The sequence below is a fragment of the Legionella feeleii genome, assembly GCF_001467625.1.
GTDB lineage: Bacteria > Pseudomonadota > Gammaproteobacteria > Legionellales > Legionellaceae > Tatlockia > Tatlockia feeleii.
In genome coordinates this window covers 154,130-172,101 of record NZ_LNYB01000081.1, presented here as the reverse complement: position 1 = coordinate 172,101, position 17,972 = coordinate 154,130, and the positions used below count along the sequence as shown (strand labels likewise).

Sequence of the window (17,972 nt, the reverse complement as noted above, 5' to 3'; positions counted from 1 at the left end):
AACGATACGGCATATCATTTCTTTTTTAGACATTTTCAATCTCCAGAATCGTTAAAATAGGTTATTTGAACAGCATAGTAGTCATAAATCAATCATTATTTTGCCTTGTTTACGAACACTTTGTAATTCTAATCTTATTTTGACAACGCGTGGGCAAAAAATGATAACTAATTGCTGGAGAAGGATAAATTAAAACAGCCTAATTTTAATTAGAATTATTGGAACAAAGGTATTGTTCTGAGTTAGAATAGATTGTATCTAAAATATCCAGGTAAATCACTCCGATGTTTGCCAAATTAATTATCGCATTAACTCCTATGGTATTGGCTCTGCCTTTGGCAATGGATATTTATGTGCCTGCCATTCCTCATCTAACACAGGATTTTCACGCTAGTGACACCCAAATGTTGATGACCTTGAATTTATTTATGCTCAGTGCAGGGTTTATGCAGTTAGTGATTGGGCCTATTTCTGACCATTATGGCCGCCGGAAAGTTTCATTAGTGGTAATTGTGTGTTTTGCTATTGGGTCAATCTGTTGTGGTTTGGCAGAGAACGTCTACGAATTGATTGGCTACCGTATTATTCAAGCATTAGGTTCCTGCGGGATGATCGTACTTGGTTTTGCCATGGTAAGGGATCATTATACGGGCGAGAAAAGCGCCAAAGCTTATAGTTTTTTAAATGGAATGATTTCATTTTCTCCCATTTTTGCTACGTTTATAGGCAGTTATCTAGATCTTTATCTGGGATGGTCGGCAACTTTTTGGGCTCTTTTGCTGGTTGCCATACCTGCTTTGTATACAATGGGCATCTGGCTTGATGAGTCATTACCCGTTGCAAAGCGAACTCCTTTAACCAGAAAAATAGTTGTACAATATTTCCATGTCATACGCAATCAGGATTTTGCTGTTTATACTCTGGCCTCGGCTTTCGGCCATTGTTATCTCTATTTATTTTGTGCCTTGTCTCCTTATCTGATTCTTCGTGCGCTTCACATTCCGCAAACTCATTATGGATTTTATTTTTGTTTCATGGGGATCTCTCTTCTGTTTGGCAGTTTCGTTGGCGGTTCGATTGTTGAGCGTCTGGGTATTTTAAAAACCTGTCTCTTGGGTTATTTGCTAACACTTGTTGGGGGATTATGGATGCTTATCTGGTATTTGCTCCAGGGTTTAAGTATTCACAATTTTATTTATCCGATGTTACTTATCGGCACTGGTGGTACCTTCTGTATGGGGGCTGGCACAGGCGGTTCCATGGCTCCCTTTGAAGAAGCAAAAGGAGCTGCTGCAGCGGCTGGAGGGGCATTACGCTTTCTATTTGCAGGTATTGTCGGTTATTTATTGATTAATAAAACAGTGACCTCTACCTTGCCTTTAGCAATCCCCGCTGTTTTATTTAGTCTTATTGGTATCGGCGTATTAGTCTTATCTAATCGCGAAGCCGAGTCCAAAACTGATGTTGCTTATGATAGTTAAAATCTATTAAAACAATCAATATATTCGATTTTACTTATAATCATCCCTTGCCTACAGTTACAGGTGTAAACCCCATAAATTGGAGAGGACTATGATTACTGTAGGCAACAAATTTCCTGATTTTCATCTTAAAGCGACTGTTAGCAATGATATGCATAATGCTTTTAAAGTAATTACCAATAAAACTTATGAAGGTAAATGGCTGGTTTTGTTTTTCTGGCCCAAAGACTTTACCTTTGTTTGTCCCACTGAAATTGCTGAGTTTGGCAAGCTGAATAGCGAATTTAATGAACGCGATGCCCAGGTTTTAGGGGCCAGCACGGATAGTGAGTTTGTTCATTTGGCGTGGAGAAATCAACACCCTGATTTGCGTGAATTACCTTTCCCAATGCTGGCTGATATTAAGCGGGATTTAACTCAGGCTCTGGGTATTCTCGATGAGCAAGAAGGTGTTGCCCAGCGTGCTACTTTTATCATTGATCCCGAAGGAACGACACGTTTTGTCATGGTCACTGATTTGAATGTTGGTCGTAATCCACAAGAAGTACTACGCGTCCTTGATGCGTTGCAAACAGATGAATTATGTCCCTGTAATTGGAAAAAAGGTGAACAAACTATTCATCTGGACTAGTTAACTCCATTCATTGAGGATAAAACCATGCTAGACACAATAAAACAACAATTGCCTGATTTTGCCAAAGATATGCGTCTTAATTTGAGTAAAGTGTTGGATTTCACCCAGATGGATGGCTTGACGGAACAACAAATTACTGGCGCTGCGTTGGCTGTGGCTTACCATCTAAATAATAAAGAATTGATTGTCACCTTAGGTGAACTTGCTAATGATGAAAGAACAGTGGAAGCAGCTAAACTTGCTGCAAGCTTAATGGCAATGACGAATATTTATTATCGTTTTGTCCATCTCAGTGGCCAAGCGGAATTAACCCAAATGCCAGCTGGTTTACGTATGCAAGGGATAACAAACCCTGGTGTTGATCGTGTTACTTTTGAAGTGCTGTGTTTGGCAGTATCAGCGTTGAATGGTTGTGGCACTTGCATTAGCTCTCACAGTCGCCAATTACAGGAACATGGTTTTTCAACATCAGCACTGGCACGTATTGGTCGTATTTCTGCAGTGGTGTATGCGGTACACATTAGTTTGGGCTGTAATTGTTAGATTTTATTGCTGTCCAGAACAATTTTGTTGCAATGTGGGCTGAGCAATACAGGCAATTGGGTTGTTATCAGGGGGCAATCTAGTCGGAACCAATATAGTCTAATGAATCAAAAGACGATGTCTTTCTACAGAATAACGTTCGCTAGGCGAACGTTATTTTATTATTCCACAAGCGATTCGGGCCCCGCCGCCGCCCAGAGGGGGGGTATCACTATAATTATCACCACCGGCATGTAGCATCACAGCCAATCCTTTAAGATCGCTAGTTTTCAGACGGGGAGCCAGAATGGGTACATTAGCATTGCCATTTTCCATCACATACAAGACCGGTAAATCCCCCAGATGCCCTTTACCATAAGGACCCTGGTGGCTATTTGTATTTTGAGGATCATAGTGACCGCCAGCATGCATGCCAGTATCACCGCAATCAGGATGTTGGTGCAAATGGAAGCCGTGTAAACCTGGGGGCAGCGTTGTGAGATTAGGTTTTATTAGCAGGCCAAGCTCGGTGTCTGTGAAAACAACTTGCCCTATTTCCTTTTTGTCGCCTGCAGTAGAATAAATGATTGCTGTGATTTGTGCGGCATGGCCTGTCGCAAACAGGAGTGAAGATAGAACGAAGCCAGCGATTTTTTTCATAGAGTGCTTCCTGCTTATTAAATAATTCAGTTCTTGATGGTCAATTCTACGTTGCCTACAAATGTTTTAATAGGGTTATCAGGCGAATTTTAAGAAATAAGGTCCTGGGAAGAAAGGTAAATAGCAACCAATTGGAACTAGACCACCAGGTATTTATCTTGTTAAAATATTAGTCTTTTTGTTAGCTGGTGTTTCTTGTGGGTTCTTTAAAAGTGCACTGTGCATTGATTTTTACCTTATTGTTTTGGGCTTCAGCTTTTGTCGGAATTCGGGTTGGGTTGACGGCTTATTCTCCAGGCGCACTTGCTTTATTGCGATTTCTGGTCGCTTCTTTCGCTATGGCAATAATTTACTTCTATCTTCCCGATAAGAAAAAAATCGCTTGGCCAGATCGCTTACAGCTGTTGTTACTGGGAGTGGCGGGTATTGGTATCTATAACATTTGCCTGAATTATGGGGAACTAAGTGTTTCTGCAGGTGTGGCCAGCTTTATTATCGGATTGATTCCAGTTGTTACTATTGTTTTATCAGTTCTATTTTTGCATGAACGTCCAAGCCCTGTTGTTTGGGTGGGTATCCTGATCAGTTTTATCGGACTGTTGTTTTTGATAATAGGGGAAGAAGATAGTTCTGCTTCCATGTTGAGTGGCGCACTCATTATTTTAATTGCTACTTTTATGGGGGCTTTTTATACTGTGGCGCAAAAGCGTTACTTGCGAAATTATCACCCGGTAGCGGTAACCGCCTGGATAATATGGGGCGGCACTTTCATGTTGCTTATTTTTTCTCCTCAGTTATGGCAAGAAATCAAAATCGCTAGCCAACAGGCGACTTTTGCTGCCGTCTATATGGGAGTTTTTCCTGCGGCCTTTGCGTATGTGGGGTGGAGTTATGTTTTGCACCATTGGTCTGCTTACAAAGCGTCCATGTATCTCTATGCTTTACCTCTGTTATCTACATTCTTGGGTTTTATTTTACTGCACGAAGAGTCATCCTTTTTATCGCTAAGCGGTGGTGTTATTTCTTTAGTAGGTGCTTTGCTGGCTACCCGATTACGAGTATCTCAACCAGTCTTAACCCAGGTTGAGAAACTCCCGAAAAAATTGCTGAAGTAAATTATTGATTTTGAACTGAGAAAAAATCTTGAATAAACCTAGCCGCTTGCTCTGATTGCGACAGGAGTGGGTGGTGTTGCATCGTCCTCCGCCAAAGCGGCTGCAATAGGTGGTAATTGCAGGAGATTGCAGATCCTTAATGCATGCTGAGAAGCCAATTCAGGCGTTTTATAGTGTCCATTGGATTCAAAGAACAGGGTCATTGATGTTTGGGCAAAAGCTTCTGCTGCAGAGGCTTTAACAAAGCGCTCGGGGGGCAATAAACTGCTATTAACTGTCTGTTCAAGCTCAGGGTTAGCATCGTTGTATTCTGGTTTGCTGCGTGAATAGACGGTGCTTTTGAAATTCCAAAAAATAAACTCGCCGTTTAGTAGTAGCATTTCACCACCAAATTGAGGTTCACCTTTTTTGTATTTATTAAATTGCTCTTGTTTTTCAGGCGTTGCAAAAAAAGTATTCCGATCTACCTTTTTTAATCCCTCCAAAATTAATTTTATTCCGCTATGATTACTGTTATAGCCGAGCAATCTTTGCATAAAAAATATTTTTTCACCACTTGCTGCTTCATAGGCACCGTAGGCAAAAAGGCCATTTAATTCCTCTGGTATTGCTGGTGAGAAATCACCATGGAAGAAATTGAACTTTCCTTCTTCGACGATAAGAAATAAAAGTTTCCCTTGCATAGACTCCCTCCTAAATGCTGCAGACAATAGGGAGAGTAATGCAAAAAATGATTGAGATGCAAATTACTGCATGAAATAGGTTAAAATCTAAGGCTGTTAGATTACGCTAAAAGCATTATAATCTTGTTTTCTGTCCTTTTGTGAGTGCTCATGGAATTGAGAATTGATAATACACCCTTCAAGGCATTATTCGAACCGCTTGATTTAGGTTTTACCCAGTTAAAAAACCGGTTGCTGATGGGATCCATGCATACAGGTTTGGAAGAAGACAAAGAGGGCTTGCAGCGTTTGGCGGCTTTTTACCGCGAGAGAGCGCAAGGTGGTGCCGGTTTGATAGTAACAGGAGGGTTTGCACCCAATCGCTCCGGGCGTTTGGCTCCGTTTGCAGCAAAATTGACGTCCATTAAGGAGCAACAACGTCATGAAATTGTGACCCACACTGTACATGAGGGGGGCGGCAAGATCGCTCTTCAAATTTTACACGCTGGCCGTTATGGTTATCACCCCTTTATCGTTGCTCCCAGTGCTTTAAAATCGCCGATAAGTCCGTTTAAACCCTGGATGATGAGTAAGCGTCGTATCGCAAAAACCATCAAACACTTCGCCCGTTGTGCCCGCCTTGCAAAAGCAGCCGGTTATGACGGGGTAGAAATTATGGGCAGTGAAGGGTATCTCATTAATCAATTTATTGTGACACATACCAATCAGCGCCAAGACGAATGGGGGGGGGGTTTTACTAACCGTATACGTTTTCCGGTAGAAGTGGTACGCAGTGTGCGTGAGGCAGTAGGTGAGCATTTTATTATTATTTATCGTTTATCGATGCTCGATCTGATCGCCGATGGCAGCAGTTGGGAAGAAGTGGTTACTCTGGCCAAGGCAATCGAACAAGCCGGGGCTAGTTTGATTAATACCGGTATTGGTTGGCATGAAGCACGTATCCCTACAATTGCAACCATGGTTCCTCCAGCAGCATTTACTCCAGTGACGAAACGGCTCAAACCAGAAATTAACATTCCAGTGATTACTTCCAATCGAATCAATACCCCAGAACTGGCTGACCGTTTAATTAGGGAAGGGGTTGCTGAGATGGTGTCAATGGCAAGGCCGTTCTTGGCTGACGCGCAATTCGCTGAAAAAGCCAGGATAGGGGAGAGTAAAGCGATTAATGTTTGTATTGCCTGTAATCAGGCTTGCTTAGACAGGGTATTTGTGAATAAAACAGCATCCTGCCTTGTCAATCCGCGAGCTGGTAACGAGACAGAATTAGTGTATCAAGCAGTACATCATTCCAAAAAAATTGCTGTTGTTGGTGCCGGGCCAGCGGGTCTTGCATTTGCAACAGTAGCAGCTGAACGTGGCCATCAAGTGACCTTGTTTGAAAAAAGTGACGTTTTAGGTGGGCAATTTAATTTGGCAAAAAACATCCCTGGTAAAGAAGAATTTCAACATACTATTAATTATTTCATGCATCAATTGAACAAATTTCAAGTTGATGTTCGGTTAAACACTGCCGCCCATGTGGATTTACTGTGTGATTTTGATGAGGTCGTACTCGCAACAGGAATTAAGCCAAGGATACCTGATATTCACGGGATAGATCATGAAAAAGTCATGAGTTATGTGGAACTGATTCAACAGCAAAAAATTCCTGGCAAGCGAGTAGCTATTATTGGTGCAGGTGGTATTGGCTTTGATGTGGCTGAATGGTTAACCCATGAACATGTTAACGAGCATCCACAACAGTTTTATGATGAGTGGGGTATTGATATCGAAACTGAACATCGCGGTGGTGTAAAGCACCCGGAGATCAGTAAAAGTCCGCGACAAGTGTATTTATTACAGCGCAAAAAGGAAAAGCATGGTAAGCGGTTGGGAAAAACTACCGGCTGGATCCATCGTTTAAGTTTAAAACACAAACAGGTTAAAATGCTTGCCGGTGTAGAATATGAGCGGATAGACGATCAGGGCTTGCATATTCGTATTGATGATAAAGTACAGGTTTTAGAAGTTGATTCAATTGTGGTTTGTGCCGGACAGGATGAATTGCGAGATCTGTTTGAACCTTTGAAACAAAGAAAGCAATCGGTGCATTTAGTTGGTGGAGCTTTTAAAGCGTTGGAATTGGATGCACGTCATGCCATTGATCAAGCTTGTCGTTTGGCAGCCTTGTTGTAAAATGAAAATAAGATCACTGAGCTACAAGTTTCACAAGCCTATAAAAGGAAAAAATCTGTGAACTAAATAGAAATTCTTAAACGAATTTATTTCCCCATAGGCCATTAAATTTTTATTTTGGTTTTAAAAACAATAAATTATTTATAGACTTGAATCCATCTAGGTTAAGTTTATTGTTCATCTTTTATTGTTTTACTAAGGTTGGGGAAAATAAAATTCGTGCATCATCCTGCTTATTTTGTTATAATACTGAGCAATTTTTATATCGCTTTACCCCTTTTAGCATTACGCTTTAATCTATTGGAATTTTTATGACACAAGAATTAGCAAGCTTCGCAGCGCTCAATTTATCGGATCTTTTACTGAAAGCGCTTGAAGACATGAAATTTAAAGTCCCATCACCTATTCAGGCACAAACTATACCTGTCTTGTTGGAAGGACGGGATGTAATTGCGCAAGCACAAACAGGAACTGGAAAGACGGCTGCTTTTGCCTTACCTATTTTGCAACGATTAGTGCAAAAATCTCAGGCTACCCAAGCATTAATTTTAGCTCCAACACGCGAATTAGCCATTCAGGTGGCTGAACAATTTGAAAGCTTGAGTGCCCATCAAAACATCACTGTATCTGTGCTTTGCGGCGGGCAAGAATATCGCCGTCAGTTAAAACAACTACGTGAAGGCGCGCAAATTGTGGTAGGTACGCCAGGACGCATTCTCGATCACATCGATCGCGGTACCTTACAATTAGGCCATTTAAGGACTTTTGTTCTTGATGAGGCCGATGAAATGTTGCGAATGGGTTTTATCGAAGACGTGGAAACCATTCTTTCCAAATTGCCGGCTGAAAAGCAAATGGCTCTATTTTCGGCTACGATGCCCCACCGTATTCGCCAGATTGCCAACAGCTATTTGAATAATCCGGTTTCTGTCGAGATTCGTGCAGAAACTGCGACCGTAAAAAGTATTGAGCAACGCTTTTTGTTTGCTTCGCCGGCACAGAAAACAGATGCTTTACTGCGTGTATTGGCTGTAGAAGACTCTCAAGGTGTTATTGTATTTGTGCGCACCAAAAGCAGTACAGAAGAAGTGGCAGAGGTTTTACAGCAACAGGGATATCGCGCTATGGCAATACATGGCGATATCACCCAGGCTTTGCGTGAACGAATTATTGCGCAATTCAGACAAGGGACAATAGATGTTTTAGTCGCAACTGATGTTGCGGCGCGCGGGTTAGATGTTGAACGTGTTACCCATGTCATTAATTATGACGTACCGCATGATTGTGAAACTTATGTCCATCGAATTGGCCGTACAGGCCGTGCTGGTCGCAGTGGTGTAACGATTTTATTTGTAACACCGAAAGAATCACGTATTCTAAATACCATAGAACGTCATACTCGTCAGCGTATCGAAAAAATTGTAGTGCCGAATGACTACATGATCCAGGTAGCGAGACAGCAGCGTTTTATGGCGACTATCACTGCGCGTTTGCAACATGAGAATTTACCTGCCTATCAACGTATTATTGAAGAGTTTGTCAAAGAAAATCAGGTCTCAGCGACTGATGTAGCCGCTGCACTTGCTTTATTATTAAATCAGGATAAGCCGTGGCAGCGCGAACTCTCTCTTCCAAAACCTGCTCGTTCTGCTAAAGAAGCGCGAGTTAGAGAGGGGGATTTTAAAACCGGTCGTAATGCTGAGCGTAAGAACGATAAAGGTAAAGATAGAAGGCATTTCCGTGAGGATCATCCGCAGGAATTATTCCGTATCGATATTGGTCGTGTGCATGGCGTTAAACCGGGTAATATTGTTGGTGCTATTGCCAATGAAGCCGGATTACAAAGCCGTTTTATAACTGGGCTCAAAATTCATGATGATCACTCCACTGTACGCCTACCCAAAGGAATGCCGAAAGAAGTATTTCAGGAGTTGAATAAAGCTTGGGTATGCGGCCGGCAATTGAAATTAACTTCCCTAGAGATGGCGTAAGCCTGTCAGATACGGCTGTCGCATGGCAGCCGGTTTTAAATAAATCGTATACAATTAATTTTATTAATTGAGAAAATCATAGAACGTTAAAGAAAACCGGTTCGATAATTGTTTCCAGAATCCAATATATCTCTGCCAAAAATAAATTAAAATTTTATCAAAATGTTGTCATTTTTATAACAAAAATAATGTTTTAATAGGGCTTGTAATTAGGTTTAAGTAGTAAAAAATCGTTAAAATTTTTGAATACATGACAATCTAATGAACGCCATTTTCAACCTATTAATAATAGTAATTTTTGGCAATAGAAAAATCGTTTTTTAAAAAAATATTAGAAATTCCCACTAATATTATTATCAAAAAGATAATTTTTTATCCAAATTCTTAATAATTTCTTAAGTTTTATTCTTTATTATATTTGCATGATATTAAGATAGAAGCAGTATTTATGTTGATAAGATATTTGAAAAGACTTGATGCCGCTCTAAGAATGGCAGAGATAAGATTAAATCGTGGCCGCAATGATCTGGCTCAGGCATCTCTAGATGTTGCGGAAAATTATTTAAACTTGCTGGAAAGTAGTTTTTCAGATGATCTATATATCAACGATACAAGAAATAAGCTGTTTGTTAATTATCTTTCTCAGGCTAAAGCTAAATACGAATACTTGGTAAGTAGTTGTGCTTCAATTGAACGCTCTGATTCACCGGAAAAATTATTGGCCGATGCCTTTAATTTTTCGGAATCTCAACGACAACTAGGTCTAGATCGTTATTGTTTCTTTTCCTCACACAGTACTGAAAAAGTCAAGACAGAAAAAACCGCAGAATCTCAACACCATTTGAGTTCAGATCGTTATCGCTTCTTATCTCGAAAAGCCGAAGAAAATCCGGGCGCAGCAGCTTCAGAAGTCGGTAATCAGTTTTCGCTTTTTAGCTAAGGGAGTGTTGAGGCAATAACTAAGGGTAACCTGGATTGCCTCGGCAAAATTCTTTCCTGATGAACTATTCAATTTATTCCCAACTTGCATTTCAACCCTGACTTTCCAAGAAAAAAGCTATCTGCTGCATCTCGCTTACAGTACACTTGCTGCGAACCCATTTACCAGTTTAATTTTAAGGCTAATAAAATGAAAAAGTCCTTAACTATTATTACGATAACTATGATTTTTCTTCTTGTAAAACCTGTCATGGCCCGACAATGTAGGTTACCAGAACAATGGAAAAAATTATGTCCTGTTTTACAAACTCGAGTAGAACAACCTGTTTCTAAGATGAAATTACAAGAAGCTGAAACACAACAATTTGAAAAATATATACAAAATATGCATGCCAATTTTTTATATTTACCCAGGTTACAAACGCTCATGCCAAAAACAGCAACGGAATTGTTAATGGCTATTTATAAACGAGGATTGGCTATGAGTGAAGCGGATAAAATGTCTAACTATTTGATAGGTATAGCAAAATATTATAAATTTAAGAATCTGGCTGCATTTGACAACAATACTTCACATATTATAGGACGGGAATGGCATGAAATTGATTATTCTGGTGAACACATGACTTGGCAAAAACAAAAACAAAAATATGCCCCCTATGGGATAGAGAATTTTAAATCTTTAAAATGTTTACAGAAATTTTTTCCCGTAGAATCAAGGCTGCCTTATTTTAATAAACTATATCAGCCTACATTCTAAACGCAGTAATGAGAAATGGATGGCTATCAATCAAAATAATCTTTGTAGAGCTTGACGTAAGTCCCATCGGTTTCAAGCTGGATTAAAGCCTGATTAATACGGTCAATTAGCGCTTGCCTTCCGTGAGGGGCGATGATGCCATAGCCGCTTCCCAGAGAGATTTTTTCACCAATCAGTTTGAATTGAGCTTTCAATTCTTCTCCTGCACACCAAAATTTGGCTACTTGTTCATGAATTAATACGACATCGACTTCTTTTTCTGCCAGGGCTTGCAGTAATTCCGGTAGCTCCGTATATTGCTTAATTTTTGCCACCTCGCGGTATTTTTTTTCAACCATGGATGTAAATAATGCGTTAGACCAGGTGCCAATTCGTTTGCCACGTAAATCAGCTTCCGAGTTAACGGGGCTTTTTAAAGTCGTCATCAATTGGCCGTCGCTAGTGAGGTAAGGTAAACTAACCAGGAATTGATATTGAATATCAGGAGTAATCGAAATCGCGCCAATACCCAAGTCGGCTTTTTGCTCTTTGACCATAGTGAGTAACTTTGCATAACCAACGGGGATATACTGACACTCAGCTTGTATTTTTTTACATACAGCATCCATAAGCTCTACATCAAAACCAAAAAAATGATTATTATCCGCGACAACACTGAAGGGGGGTGCATAAGATAGAATGGCAATTTTCAGTGTTTCGGCGCGTGAAAAGGTCATGCTACACAATAGGAGGAGTAGTGCAACAAACCGCATAGAGGTAGTCCTTTATGTAATCTAATTTAACAATAGTTTGCTCAGAGATAGTTGTCAAAGAAGGTATCGAGAAATGAAATTGGAGCGAGGTGATGGCAATAAAAATTTCCCTGGATCATCCAACCTTTACTCTACGAGAGAAAGTTCAAGAAATTAACAAGAGATTTTTAGCTGATTACGGTTTTAGTTATTTTCAATATTTGAGATGTTTTGATGATGGTTCTATAAGTTTGCTAACTAATAACACAGGTCTGATAGAATATTTTCAGCACGTGGATAATTCTCCTGTTGTTTTTTCTTCCTTTAATAATGACTATGAAAATTCACATTCTTACTGGTTTTTGTGGGATGAGGTTTTGCCAAAATTCCCGGTGCAACTGGCTCGAGAGAAATTTCATATTCATAATGGAATTACCTTGGTAAGGCGCTCAAGAAATTATTACGATATGATAGCTGTTGCTTTACCTGCAGAACAAGCCAATGCGGGATCATTTTATTTAAATAAATTAAAAATTATTGAACACTATATCAATGATTTTGATAAACAAAATAAAGAGTTAATTACGCTTATCAATAATAATAAAATAATCCTTCCCAGTTCCTATCGCGATGTTAATTATCAAAAAATTTGTTTAACAAATGGACGTGTCACGCTTAAAGGTACAGAAGGCTTAACTTATATTACCTCCCAGGAATTAGCTTGTTTACGTTTGTTATTGCAAGGCGCCTCCTATAAAGAAGCCGCGAACTTACTCCATTTATCTTCCCGTACTGTCGAGACTTATATGGATAGAATAAAACAGCGGACCGGTTTTTTTTCTCGCTCCGAGATTGAGCGCGCTCTTTTGTGTCCGTAATAAGCACGGACAGAGTTCTTATTAACAACCTTTTATACTACCGCGTGTACTTTTCAACTATCGCCGTTAAAGGCTGTATTAAAGAAGGATTTATTATGATCATTGAAGAAAAAACACGGGCAGAAGAATTATTTAAGAACTTTTGTGTTGGATACAAAGCGCGAGATTTACCTTATTTGCTTAGTCTGTTTACTAAAAACAGCAATATGTGGGGCTCAGGTATTGATGAATACCGCGTTGGCCTAAAACAAATCGAAGAGCAATTATTGCGTGATTGGAGTCAATCAGAGACAGGTGAGATTCAAATTCTATCTTTTGTGCCCGCTAACAAAAAAGAAGGTTTATGGTCAGCTGCTCTTTGTGAAGCAAAAGTGACTATAGCCGGTAAGGAATATCTTTTTTCCCATTTAAGAGGAACAATTGTTATAGAGAAAGAAGAAGGCTCTTGGAAAATTGCTCATATGCATGCCTCTTTTCCTGATTATAGGAATTTGGAAGGTCATTCTTTTCCTGCCCAGCAATAGCAGAGGAGCTATCTATGGTGGAGAATTCATTGATTCTCCACGATTCTTAGTTGAATTAATGCTCAATTTTCTGCATTAAGTAGTTTGCCAGTTCATTTCGAGCATATATTTGATAGATAAAATCTGCTTCCTGCTGTTGAGGTTTACCTTGTTGCGAGTCAAAACGATGAGATTGATAGGTTACAATGAGGTGGTAATTTTTAAAAAAATCCTGCTTTTGTAACACTTCGGTGAGATCATTCCCACGTTGCCATTGAGGGTAATAGGTTCGGATAATCCAATCAGGCTTTATCTTTTGTTGTAAATCTTGTGCATACAAAGGGAGTGAGAGATGAATCCTGGCACTAGTCATTTCAGCATTAGTCAAACATTGACTATCGATAAATTGAAGATCTTTTCTCGCAAAGAATGGAATGATTCCACAATCAGCCAAGAGTATTTTTGCATTTTCTGTTGCATGGCGGTTTAAAAACTCCACAACTTTCATACGCATAGCTGAACGCTCTTGATAATGTTTAACTTCTGTATCGATGTTCACTATTTTTCCGCTGGGAATAAAAAGATGAGTAAAGAGCACGATGATTAACATACTGAGTAAGGTGTTATTTTTTGCTGAAAAATGAAAATTATTTAAAAATTCTTTCACCCCTAAAACAGGTAAGAGGCTAAAAACACCAAAAGCAGCTAAAAAAAGGCGGTTGTAATAAGCTATAACGGGATCAGCACGGCATAAAAGCAGGCAATACAATAGTGATGGTAGCCAAAGTAGTAGATGCCGACAGTCTTTACGGGCACATAAATAAGGCAGGCTTAAAATCAAGCAGGGAAATAGAAGGTATAAATAATCATTGACTAGATGGAAGCTGTGAGTGCTAACAATCGCTTTACAGCGATAACTATTCGGCAAGAGATGGCCAAAGTAAATAAGACGCCAGCCAAAATATAGGCTATAGGGCAGGATAAAACCAAGGGAAAAAACAAGAAACATACTCCGTAGTTGAGAGGAGGGGAGTTTATAGTGAGAATGAGAACAGAGTAGGAAAGCAAAAGGCGCAATGATCCACAACAATCCCTCAAAACGCGTTAGCGCCAGTAAAGTCAAGTTCAAGCAAGCTATTAACCATGCTCTGGCGTGATAACGATTCTTTTTTAAAGGGATTGCACCCTGCCATTTAGTAAAGCCCAGGGCAGATGCAGTTTGCCAACTCATGAGTAAAGCCAGCGCAACAAAAAAGCTGGTTTCAAATCCACTTACAGTCCACCAACTAACACCTTGATAATGGCTAAACAGATAAACAGGTAGCATAGCCAGCAAAGGCGACAAAAAAGTGCGCGCAAATTGATAAAGAAACACTAAGGCAGCCAATAAGCTTATACTCGCAAAACATTTAACGGCTGGAATTAAAGGGACACCCAGCTTGAGAAATAGTGAGGCAAGCAGAACCCAGAGAAAATTGGAATAACCCTCTACCGGTGGCGTATTGGCATACCAGCGAAAACCTAATCCATTAGCCATGGTCTGAGCGTAATGCCAGCTGATAAATGCATCATCGGTGGTAAAAGGCCACGCATGGTATAGCGCATTGACTAATTGCAGCAAAATAAGAGCAGCAAGTAAAACGGTGAGGGAAGACTCCAGGGAGGCTCTATGCGCATTCAAACGATTTTAATCCTTTACTTTAGTTGAAGATGGCTCTTCGGATTCCTCATTTTACGGAGTATGCTTTTTTCGTACAAGAAAAGATTGATTGTGCAGGCATTTTACAGACCTATTTTCAAGAGGTTATAGGAGATAAAAAAATTGATTGTTTGTGAAGTTGCATATTATAATTTCAACCTTTTTGACAGGCAATCAATTGATTTAAGGTGGCAGGATGAAGGTCTTATTTTCCGTGTTTATCCTGGTGTTTTCAGGATTGGTAGCTGCGAAGACTTTGCATGAACCTTTGCATAATATCGTTGTTTTTGGTGATAGTTTGTCGGATAACGGTAATTTATATGAGCACTTGGAACATAAAGTGCCGCCGTCACCACCTTATCATGCCGGACGCTTTACCGATGGCCAGGTGTGGGTTGAGCATTTGGTGGAATCTTATTTCCCTGGTAATGGCGCTGCACATTTACTCGATTATGCGTTTGGTGGTGCAGGTATCTCGGAAGAAGATGATGATGTTTTATTCACGTTAAACCGTGAAATCCAGATTTATCTGGATGCACATCAAGGTAAAGCAGATCCATACAGTCTTTTTGTAGTCTGGATAGGGGCTAATAATTATCTCGGTGTGCCCGATGAGGACATGGTGGAGAAAACTCTGCGTGACGTCAACATAGGTATTCAACACGGTTTACAACGTTTAGTTACTGCTGGCGCGAAACATATTCTTGTGGTTAATTTGCCTGATCTGGGGCAAACACCCATGGCGAGAGAGTTCGATGCCCAAGAAAAAATGACTTATTTAAGTGAGCAGCATAATAAACACTTGGCAGAAAAAATAAATGAATTGAAACGTACTTATCAAAATGTGCAATGGCTTTATTTTGATGTGCATGGAACTTTAAATGACCTGCTTGTTACTCCTGAAGCTTATGGTTTTAACAATATAACAGATACCTGCTATAACGTAATGGTTGAAAAACCCCAGAAGTCTGTTTTACGCATGGCAGCAAGAGCAAGGTTGAAAAACAAAAGAAACGTATGCGAAGGATACTTGTTTTTTGATCTGGTCCATCCTACTTTGCCGGCTCACCAGATTATGGCAGAGCGTGCCAAGGACTTTTTGGACATGGCAGGGATTCAATTTACTGATTAATCGTTCTCTATAATCGAGGCCTTGTACTAGTATAAAACAAGGCCTTTTAATCCTGGCTTCCCGCGGTTGTAACTCATTTCATTGTTGATAAGGCTTAGGTATTGGTTTAACCAGTTTTTTGGTCTCGGCAGGAATTTTGCTTAATTTAAAATCCAATACAGCAATGGAGTAGTTATGCAATTACTTCTAGGGCTTTGTTTATTATTTTTTTTAAATTTTTCTGTCGCTAAAGCAGCGGATTTGGAAATCCAGGTTAAAGGGCAAAAAATAATGCTGCCTTATTGGCCTGCTACAGGCAGGCAATTGCAAGGTGGTTTAGTCATGGTGCAGGGTGAATTGGCTAATGAAGGTTTTCTGCTACTTAATAACCTCGCTATTCAATTTGCCAAACTTGGGTGGGCAGTGCTTTTAATAAACTCAGCGGGACAGCAAGGTTCCACCTCTTGGATTGAGCAGCTTCCTGAAGCCTTATCAGCTTTACGGCAGAAAGAAAATAAACGCCTGGTGCTGTTGCACTATGGTGACCAATTGCAACTATCTGTCGACTATTTCAGCAAACTCCAGTCAAAACAAGTAAATGGCTTGATTTTACTTTCTGCCTTTGATCAGCCTGTAAAAGAAGATTTACCCAAATTATTGCGTAAAATAACGTTCCCTGTGGTTGATCTGACGGGTCAATTTGATTATCAGTTGGTTTTGGAGCAAGCAGCCACCCGCCACGATTCGATGCAGAATAAATCCTATATTACTACTCAAATCCCTGGCGCAGACCATAATTATTGTTTTGCACGGCAATTATTAGTGGCTTATTTACATGGATGGATGAAAAAATTGCAATTTGCATCACCGGCAAAACCCCCGATTGTTCTTGATAATCGATGGCTTAAAGCGTCAAGATAGTTAATCTTTACCACCCTTTGCTGGTACAAATTTGTTCGTAAGCTTTGCGTATTTTTTGTGTTTTATCATTGGCAATTTTTATCATTTCTTCGGGTAAGCCTTTGGCAATCAGTTTATCCGGGTGATTGCGGCTAATTAAGCGTCGATAAGCACTCTTTACTTCTTGTTTACTGGCAGTGTGGTTGATTTCCAAAATGGCATAAGCCTGCATGAGTGTATTCTGTGGTGGCGCTTGATAGTGATCATTATATTGACGCGAAGAAGAGTGTTGATTCGATGATTGCCTGGAACTCTGATAGCCAAAATCCTCATAAAAGCGGTATTGTTGGTTCAATGGAGCAAACCCCATCTGCCTGAAGATGACGTCAAGAGCCTGTAGCTTCATATTAGATAAGCCATCTGTTTGTGCAAAGCGATATTGAATATCCATGAATAACTTTAATAGTTCAGGGTTATCCCGGCATGCTTTCTGGAGAAGAGTTAAAATGCGGCTTAAATCAAAATTTACGGCTTTTCCTTCATTAAAGAAGCGCTTGGCCAGGGTTTTTTGTTCATGATTCAAACGCATTTCATCCATAAGTGTCTTAGCCAGTTCGATTTCTTGCTCAGAAACACGCCCATCTGCTTTGGCAAGATGCCCCATTACAGAAAAGGTTGCTTGAAAAAAAATTTTCTGTACGGCTTGCCGTTTTTCGGAATGATAATACCAATGAGGGCGGGTATAGTGGCTAACGATACCACGATCGAAAAAATTGCCAATGAGAATTCCAAAGAGTGCTCCGGCCGAACCTCCAATCAGGTAGCCAAAAAAAGCACCGAGGATTTTTCCCCACCACTGATGATTAGTAAAAAATTGCCGAAAATTCATTTCGCCCTGTTTTCCATTCATGTTAAATAAGTTTTATAACTATAAGTGTAATTATACGCTTTGTATTATTAAAAAAGACTGAAATCGACCCACTAATCAGTTTATATATTTATCAACCCGTCTTTTAAAAAATTAAAAATAGCCTTTCTTTACCTTTGATTTTAATCCATCTGTTTAGTAAAGAAGAAAGATTACGAGCAATTTTTTGGTAGTACTCCCTAAGGATAGGGATGACAATCCTTGTCGTTTTGGGTTTAGGCGATGAGTCAATTCATGAGTATGCAGTAGCAGGGAAGAA

The 17,972-nt window shown here is 39.9% G+C and carries 17 protein-coding genes; 12 read left to right on the top strand and 5 right to left on the bottom strand.

The window, feature by feature from the left end; all coding sequences use genetic code 11:
• The first annotated feature begins 284 nt into the window (after window positions 1-284).
• The 3 genes from Lfee_RS10650 (at window position 285) to Lfee_RS10640 (ending at window position 2,658) form a co-directional block, all read left to right on the top strand.
• Entirely contained in the window at window positions 285-1,481 is a 1,197-nt protein-coding gene (locus Lfee_RS10650; RefSeq protein WP_058446621.1) for a multidrug effflux MFS transporter, read from the top strand.
• A gap of 91 nt (window positions 1,482-1,572) precedes the next feature.
• Complete coding sequence (locus tag Lfee_RS10645; RefSeq protein WP_058446619.1) at window positions 1,573-2,112, top strand: peroxiredoxin; 540 nt, start codon at window positions 1,573-1,575, stop codon at window positions 2,110-2,112.
• A 27-nt stretch (window positions 2,113-2,139) separates the two neighbouring features.
• Window positions 2,140-2,658, top strand: coding sequence for a carboxymuconolactone decarboxylase family protein (locus tag Lfee_RS10640; RefSeq protein WP_058446617.1), 519 nt, complete (start codon window positions 2,140-2,142; stop codon window positions 2,656-2,658).
• A gap of 153 nt (window positions 2,659-2,811) precedes the next feature.
• On the opposite strand, the gene Lfee_RS10635 is transcribed toward Lfee_RS10640, so the two are convergent.
• Window positions 2,812-3,297, bottom strand: a complete 486-nt coding sequence (locus Lfee_RS10635; RefSeq protein WP_058446615.1) for a superoxide dismutase family protein — start codon at window positions 3,295-3,297, stop codon at window positions 2,812-2,814.
• 197 nt (window positions 3,298-3,494) lie between these two features.
• On the opposite strand from Lfee_RS10635, the gene Lfee_RS10630 reads away from it, so the two are divergent.
• Window positions 3,495-4,412, top strand: a complete 918-nt coding sequence (locus tag Lfee_RS10630; protein ID WP_058446613.1) for a DMT family transporter — start codon at window positions 3,495-3,497, stop codon at window positions 4,410-4,412.
• 38 nt (window positions 4,413-4,450) lie between these two features.
• Here the strand turns inward: Lfee_RS10630 and Lfee_RS10625 are convergent, their stop codons facing one another.
• Entirely contained in the window at window positions 4,451-5,095 is a 645-nt protein-coding gene (locus Lfee_RS10625) for a hypothetical protein (protein WP_058446610.1), read from the bottom strand.
• A gap of 150 nt (window positions 5,096-5,245) precedes the next feature.
• On the opposite strand from Lfee_RS10625, the gene Lfee_RS10620 reads away from it, so the two are divergent.
• The 4 genes from Lfee_RS10620 to Lfee_RS10605 all read left to right on the top strand — a co-directional run bounded on the left by Lfee_RS10620 (window position 5,246) and on the right by Lfee_RS10605 (window position 10,963).
• The gene (locus Lfee_RS10620) at window positions 5,246-7,273 is read left to right on the top strand and encodes an NADPH-dependent 2,4-dienoyl-CoA reductase (protein WP_058446608.1); all 2,028 of its coding nucleotides are present in this window, start codon (window positions 5,246-5,248) and stop codon (window positions 7,271-7,273) included.
• A 311-nt stretch (window positions 7,274-7,584) separates the two neighbouring features.
• Entirely contained in the window at window positions 7,585-9,264 is a 1,680-nt protein-coding gene (locus Lfee_RS10615; RefSeq protein WP_058446606.1) for a DEAD/DEAH box helicase, read from the top strand.
• Window positions 9,265-9,712: 448 nt separating this feature from the next.
• Complete coding sequence (locus Lfee_RS10610) at window positions 9,713-10,204, top strand: hypothetical protein (protein ID WP_058446604.1); 492 nt, start codon at window positions 9,713-9,715, stop codon at window positions 10,202-10,204.
• 189 nt (window positions 10,205-10,393) lie between these two features.
• Entirely contained in the window at window positions 10,394-10,963 is a 570-nt protein-coding gene (locus Lfee_RS10605) for a hypothetical protein (protein WP_058446602.1), read from the top strand.
• Between the two features lie 26 nt (window positions 10,964-10,989).
• On the opposite strand, the gene Lfee_RS10600 is transcribed toward Lfee_RS10605, so the two are convergent.
• Window positions 10,990-11,715: a transporter substrate-binding domain-containing protein gene (locus tag Lfee_RS10600; RefSeq protein WP_058446600.1), complete on the bottom strand. Its 726-nt coding sequence runs from the start codon at window positions 11,713-11,715 to the stop codon at window positions 10,990-10,992.
• Between the two features lie 92 nt (window positions 11,716-11,807).
• Here Lfee_RS10600 and Lfee_RS10595 point away from each other — a divergent pair, with 92 nt between their 5' ends.
• Window positions 11,808-12,572, top strand: coding sequence for a helix-turn-helix transcriptional regulator (locus tag Lfee_RS10595; RefSeq protein ID WP_238584917.1), 765 nt, complete (start codon window positions 11,808-11,810; stop codon window positions 12,570-12,572).
• A 95-nt stretch (window positions 12,573-12,667) separates the two neighbouring features.
• Entirely contained in the window at window positions 12,668-13,096 is a 429-nt protein-coding gene (locus Lfee_RS16740) for a nuclear transport factor 2 family protein (RefSeq protein WP_082646629.1), read from the top strand.
• A gap of 55 nt (window positions 13,097-13,151) precedes the next feature.
• Here the strand turns inward: Lfee_RS16740 and Lfee_RS10585 are convergent, their stop codons facing one another.
• Entirely contained in the window at window positions 13,152-14,756 is a 1,605-nt protein-coding gene (locus Lfee_RS10585; protein WP_058446598.1) for a hypothetical protein, read from the bottom strand.
• 214 nt (window positions 14,757-14,970) lie between these two features.
• Between Lfee_RS10585 and plaA the strand changes: the two genes are divergently transcribed.
• Together plaA and Lfee_RS10575 are read left to right on the top strand one after the other, a co-directional pair.
• On the top strand, window positions 14,971-15,906 hold the full coding sequence (plaA, locus tag Lfee_RS10580; RefSeq protein ID WP_058446595.1) for a GDSL family lysophospholipase PlaA: 936 nt from the start codon (window positions 14,971-14,973) through the stop codon (window positions 15,904-15,906).
• A 174-nt stretch (window positions 15,907-16,080) separates the two neighbouring features.
• Window positions 16,081-16,806 (top strand): alpha/beta hydrolase family protein, encoded by a 726-nt coding sequence (locus Lfee_RS10575; protein ID WP_082646628.1) that lies wholly within the window; start codon window positions 16,081-16,083, stop codon window positions 16,804-16,806.
• Between the two features lie 7 nt (window positions 16,807-16,813).
• On the opposite strand, the gene djlA is transcribed toward Lfee_RS10575, so the two are convergent.
• On the bottom strand, window positions 16,814-17,674 hold the full coding sequence (gene djlA / locus Lfee_RS10570) for a co-chaperone DjlA (protein WP_058446593.1): 861 nt from the start codon (window positions 17,672-17,674) through the stop codon (window positions 16,814-16,816).
• Between the last annotated feature and the right edge of the window lie 298 nt (window positions 17,675-17,972).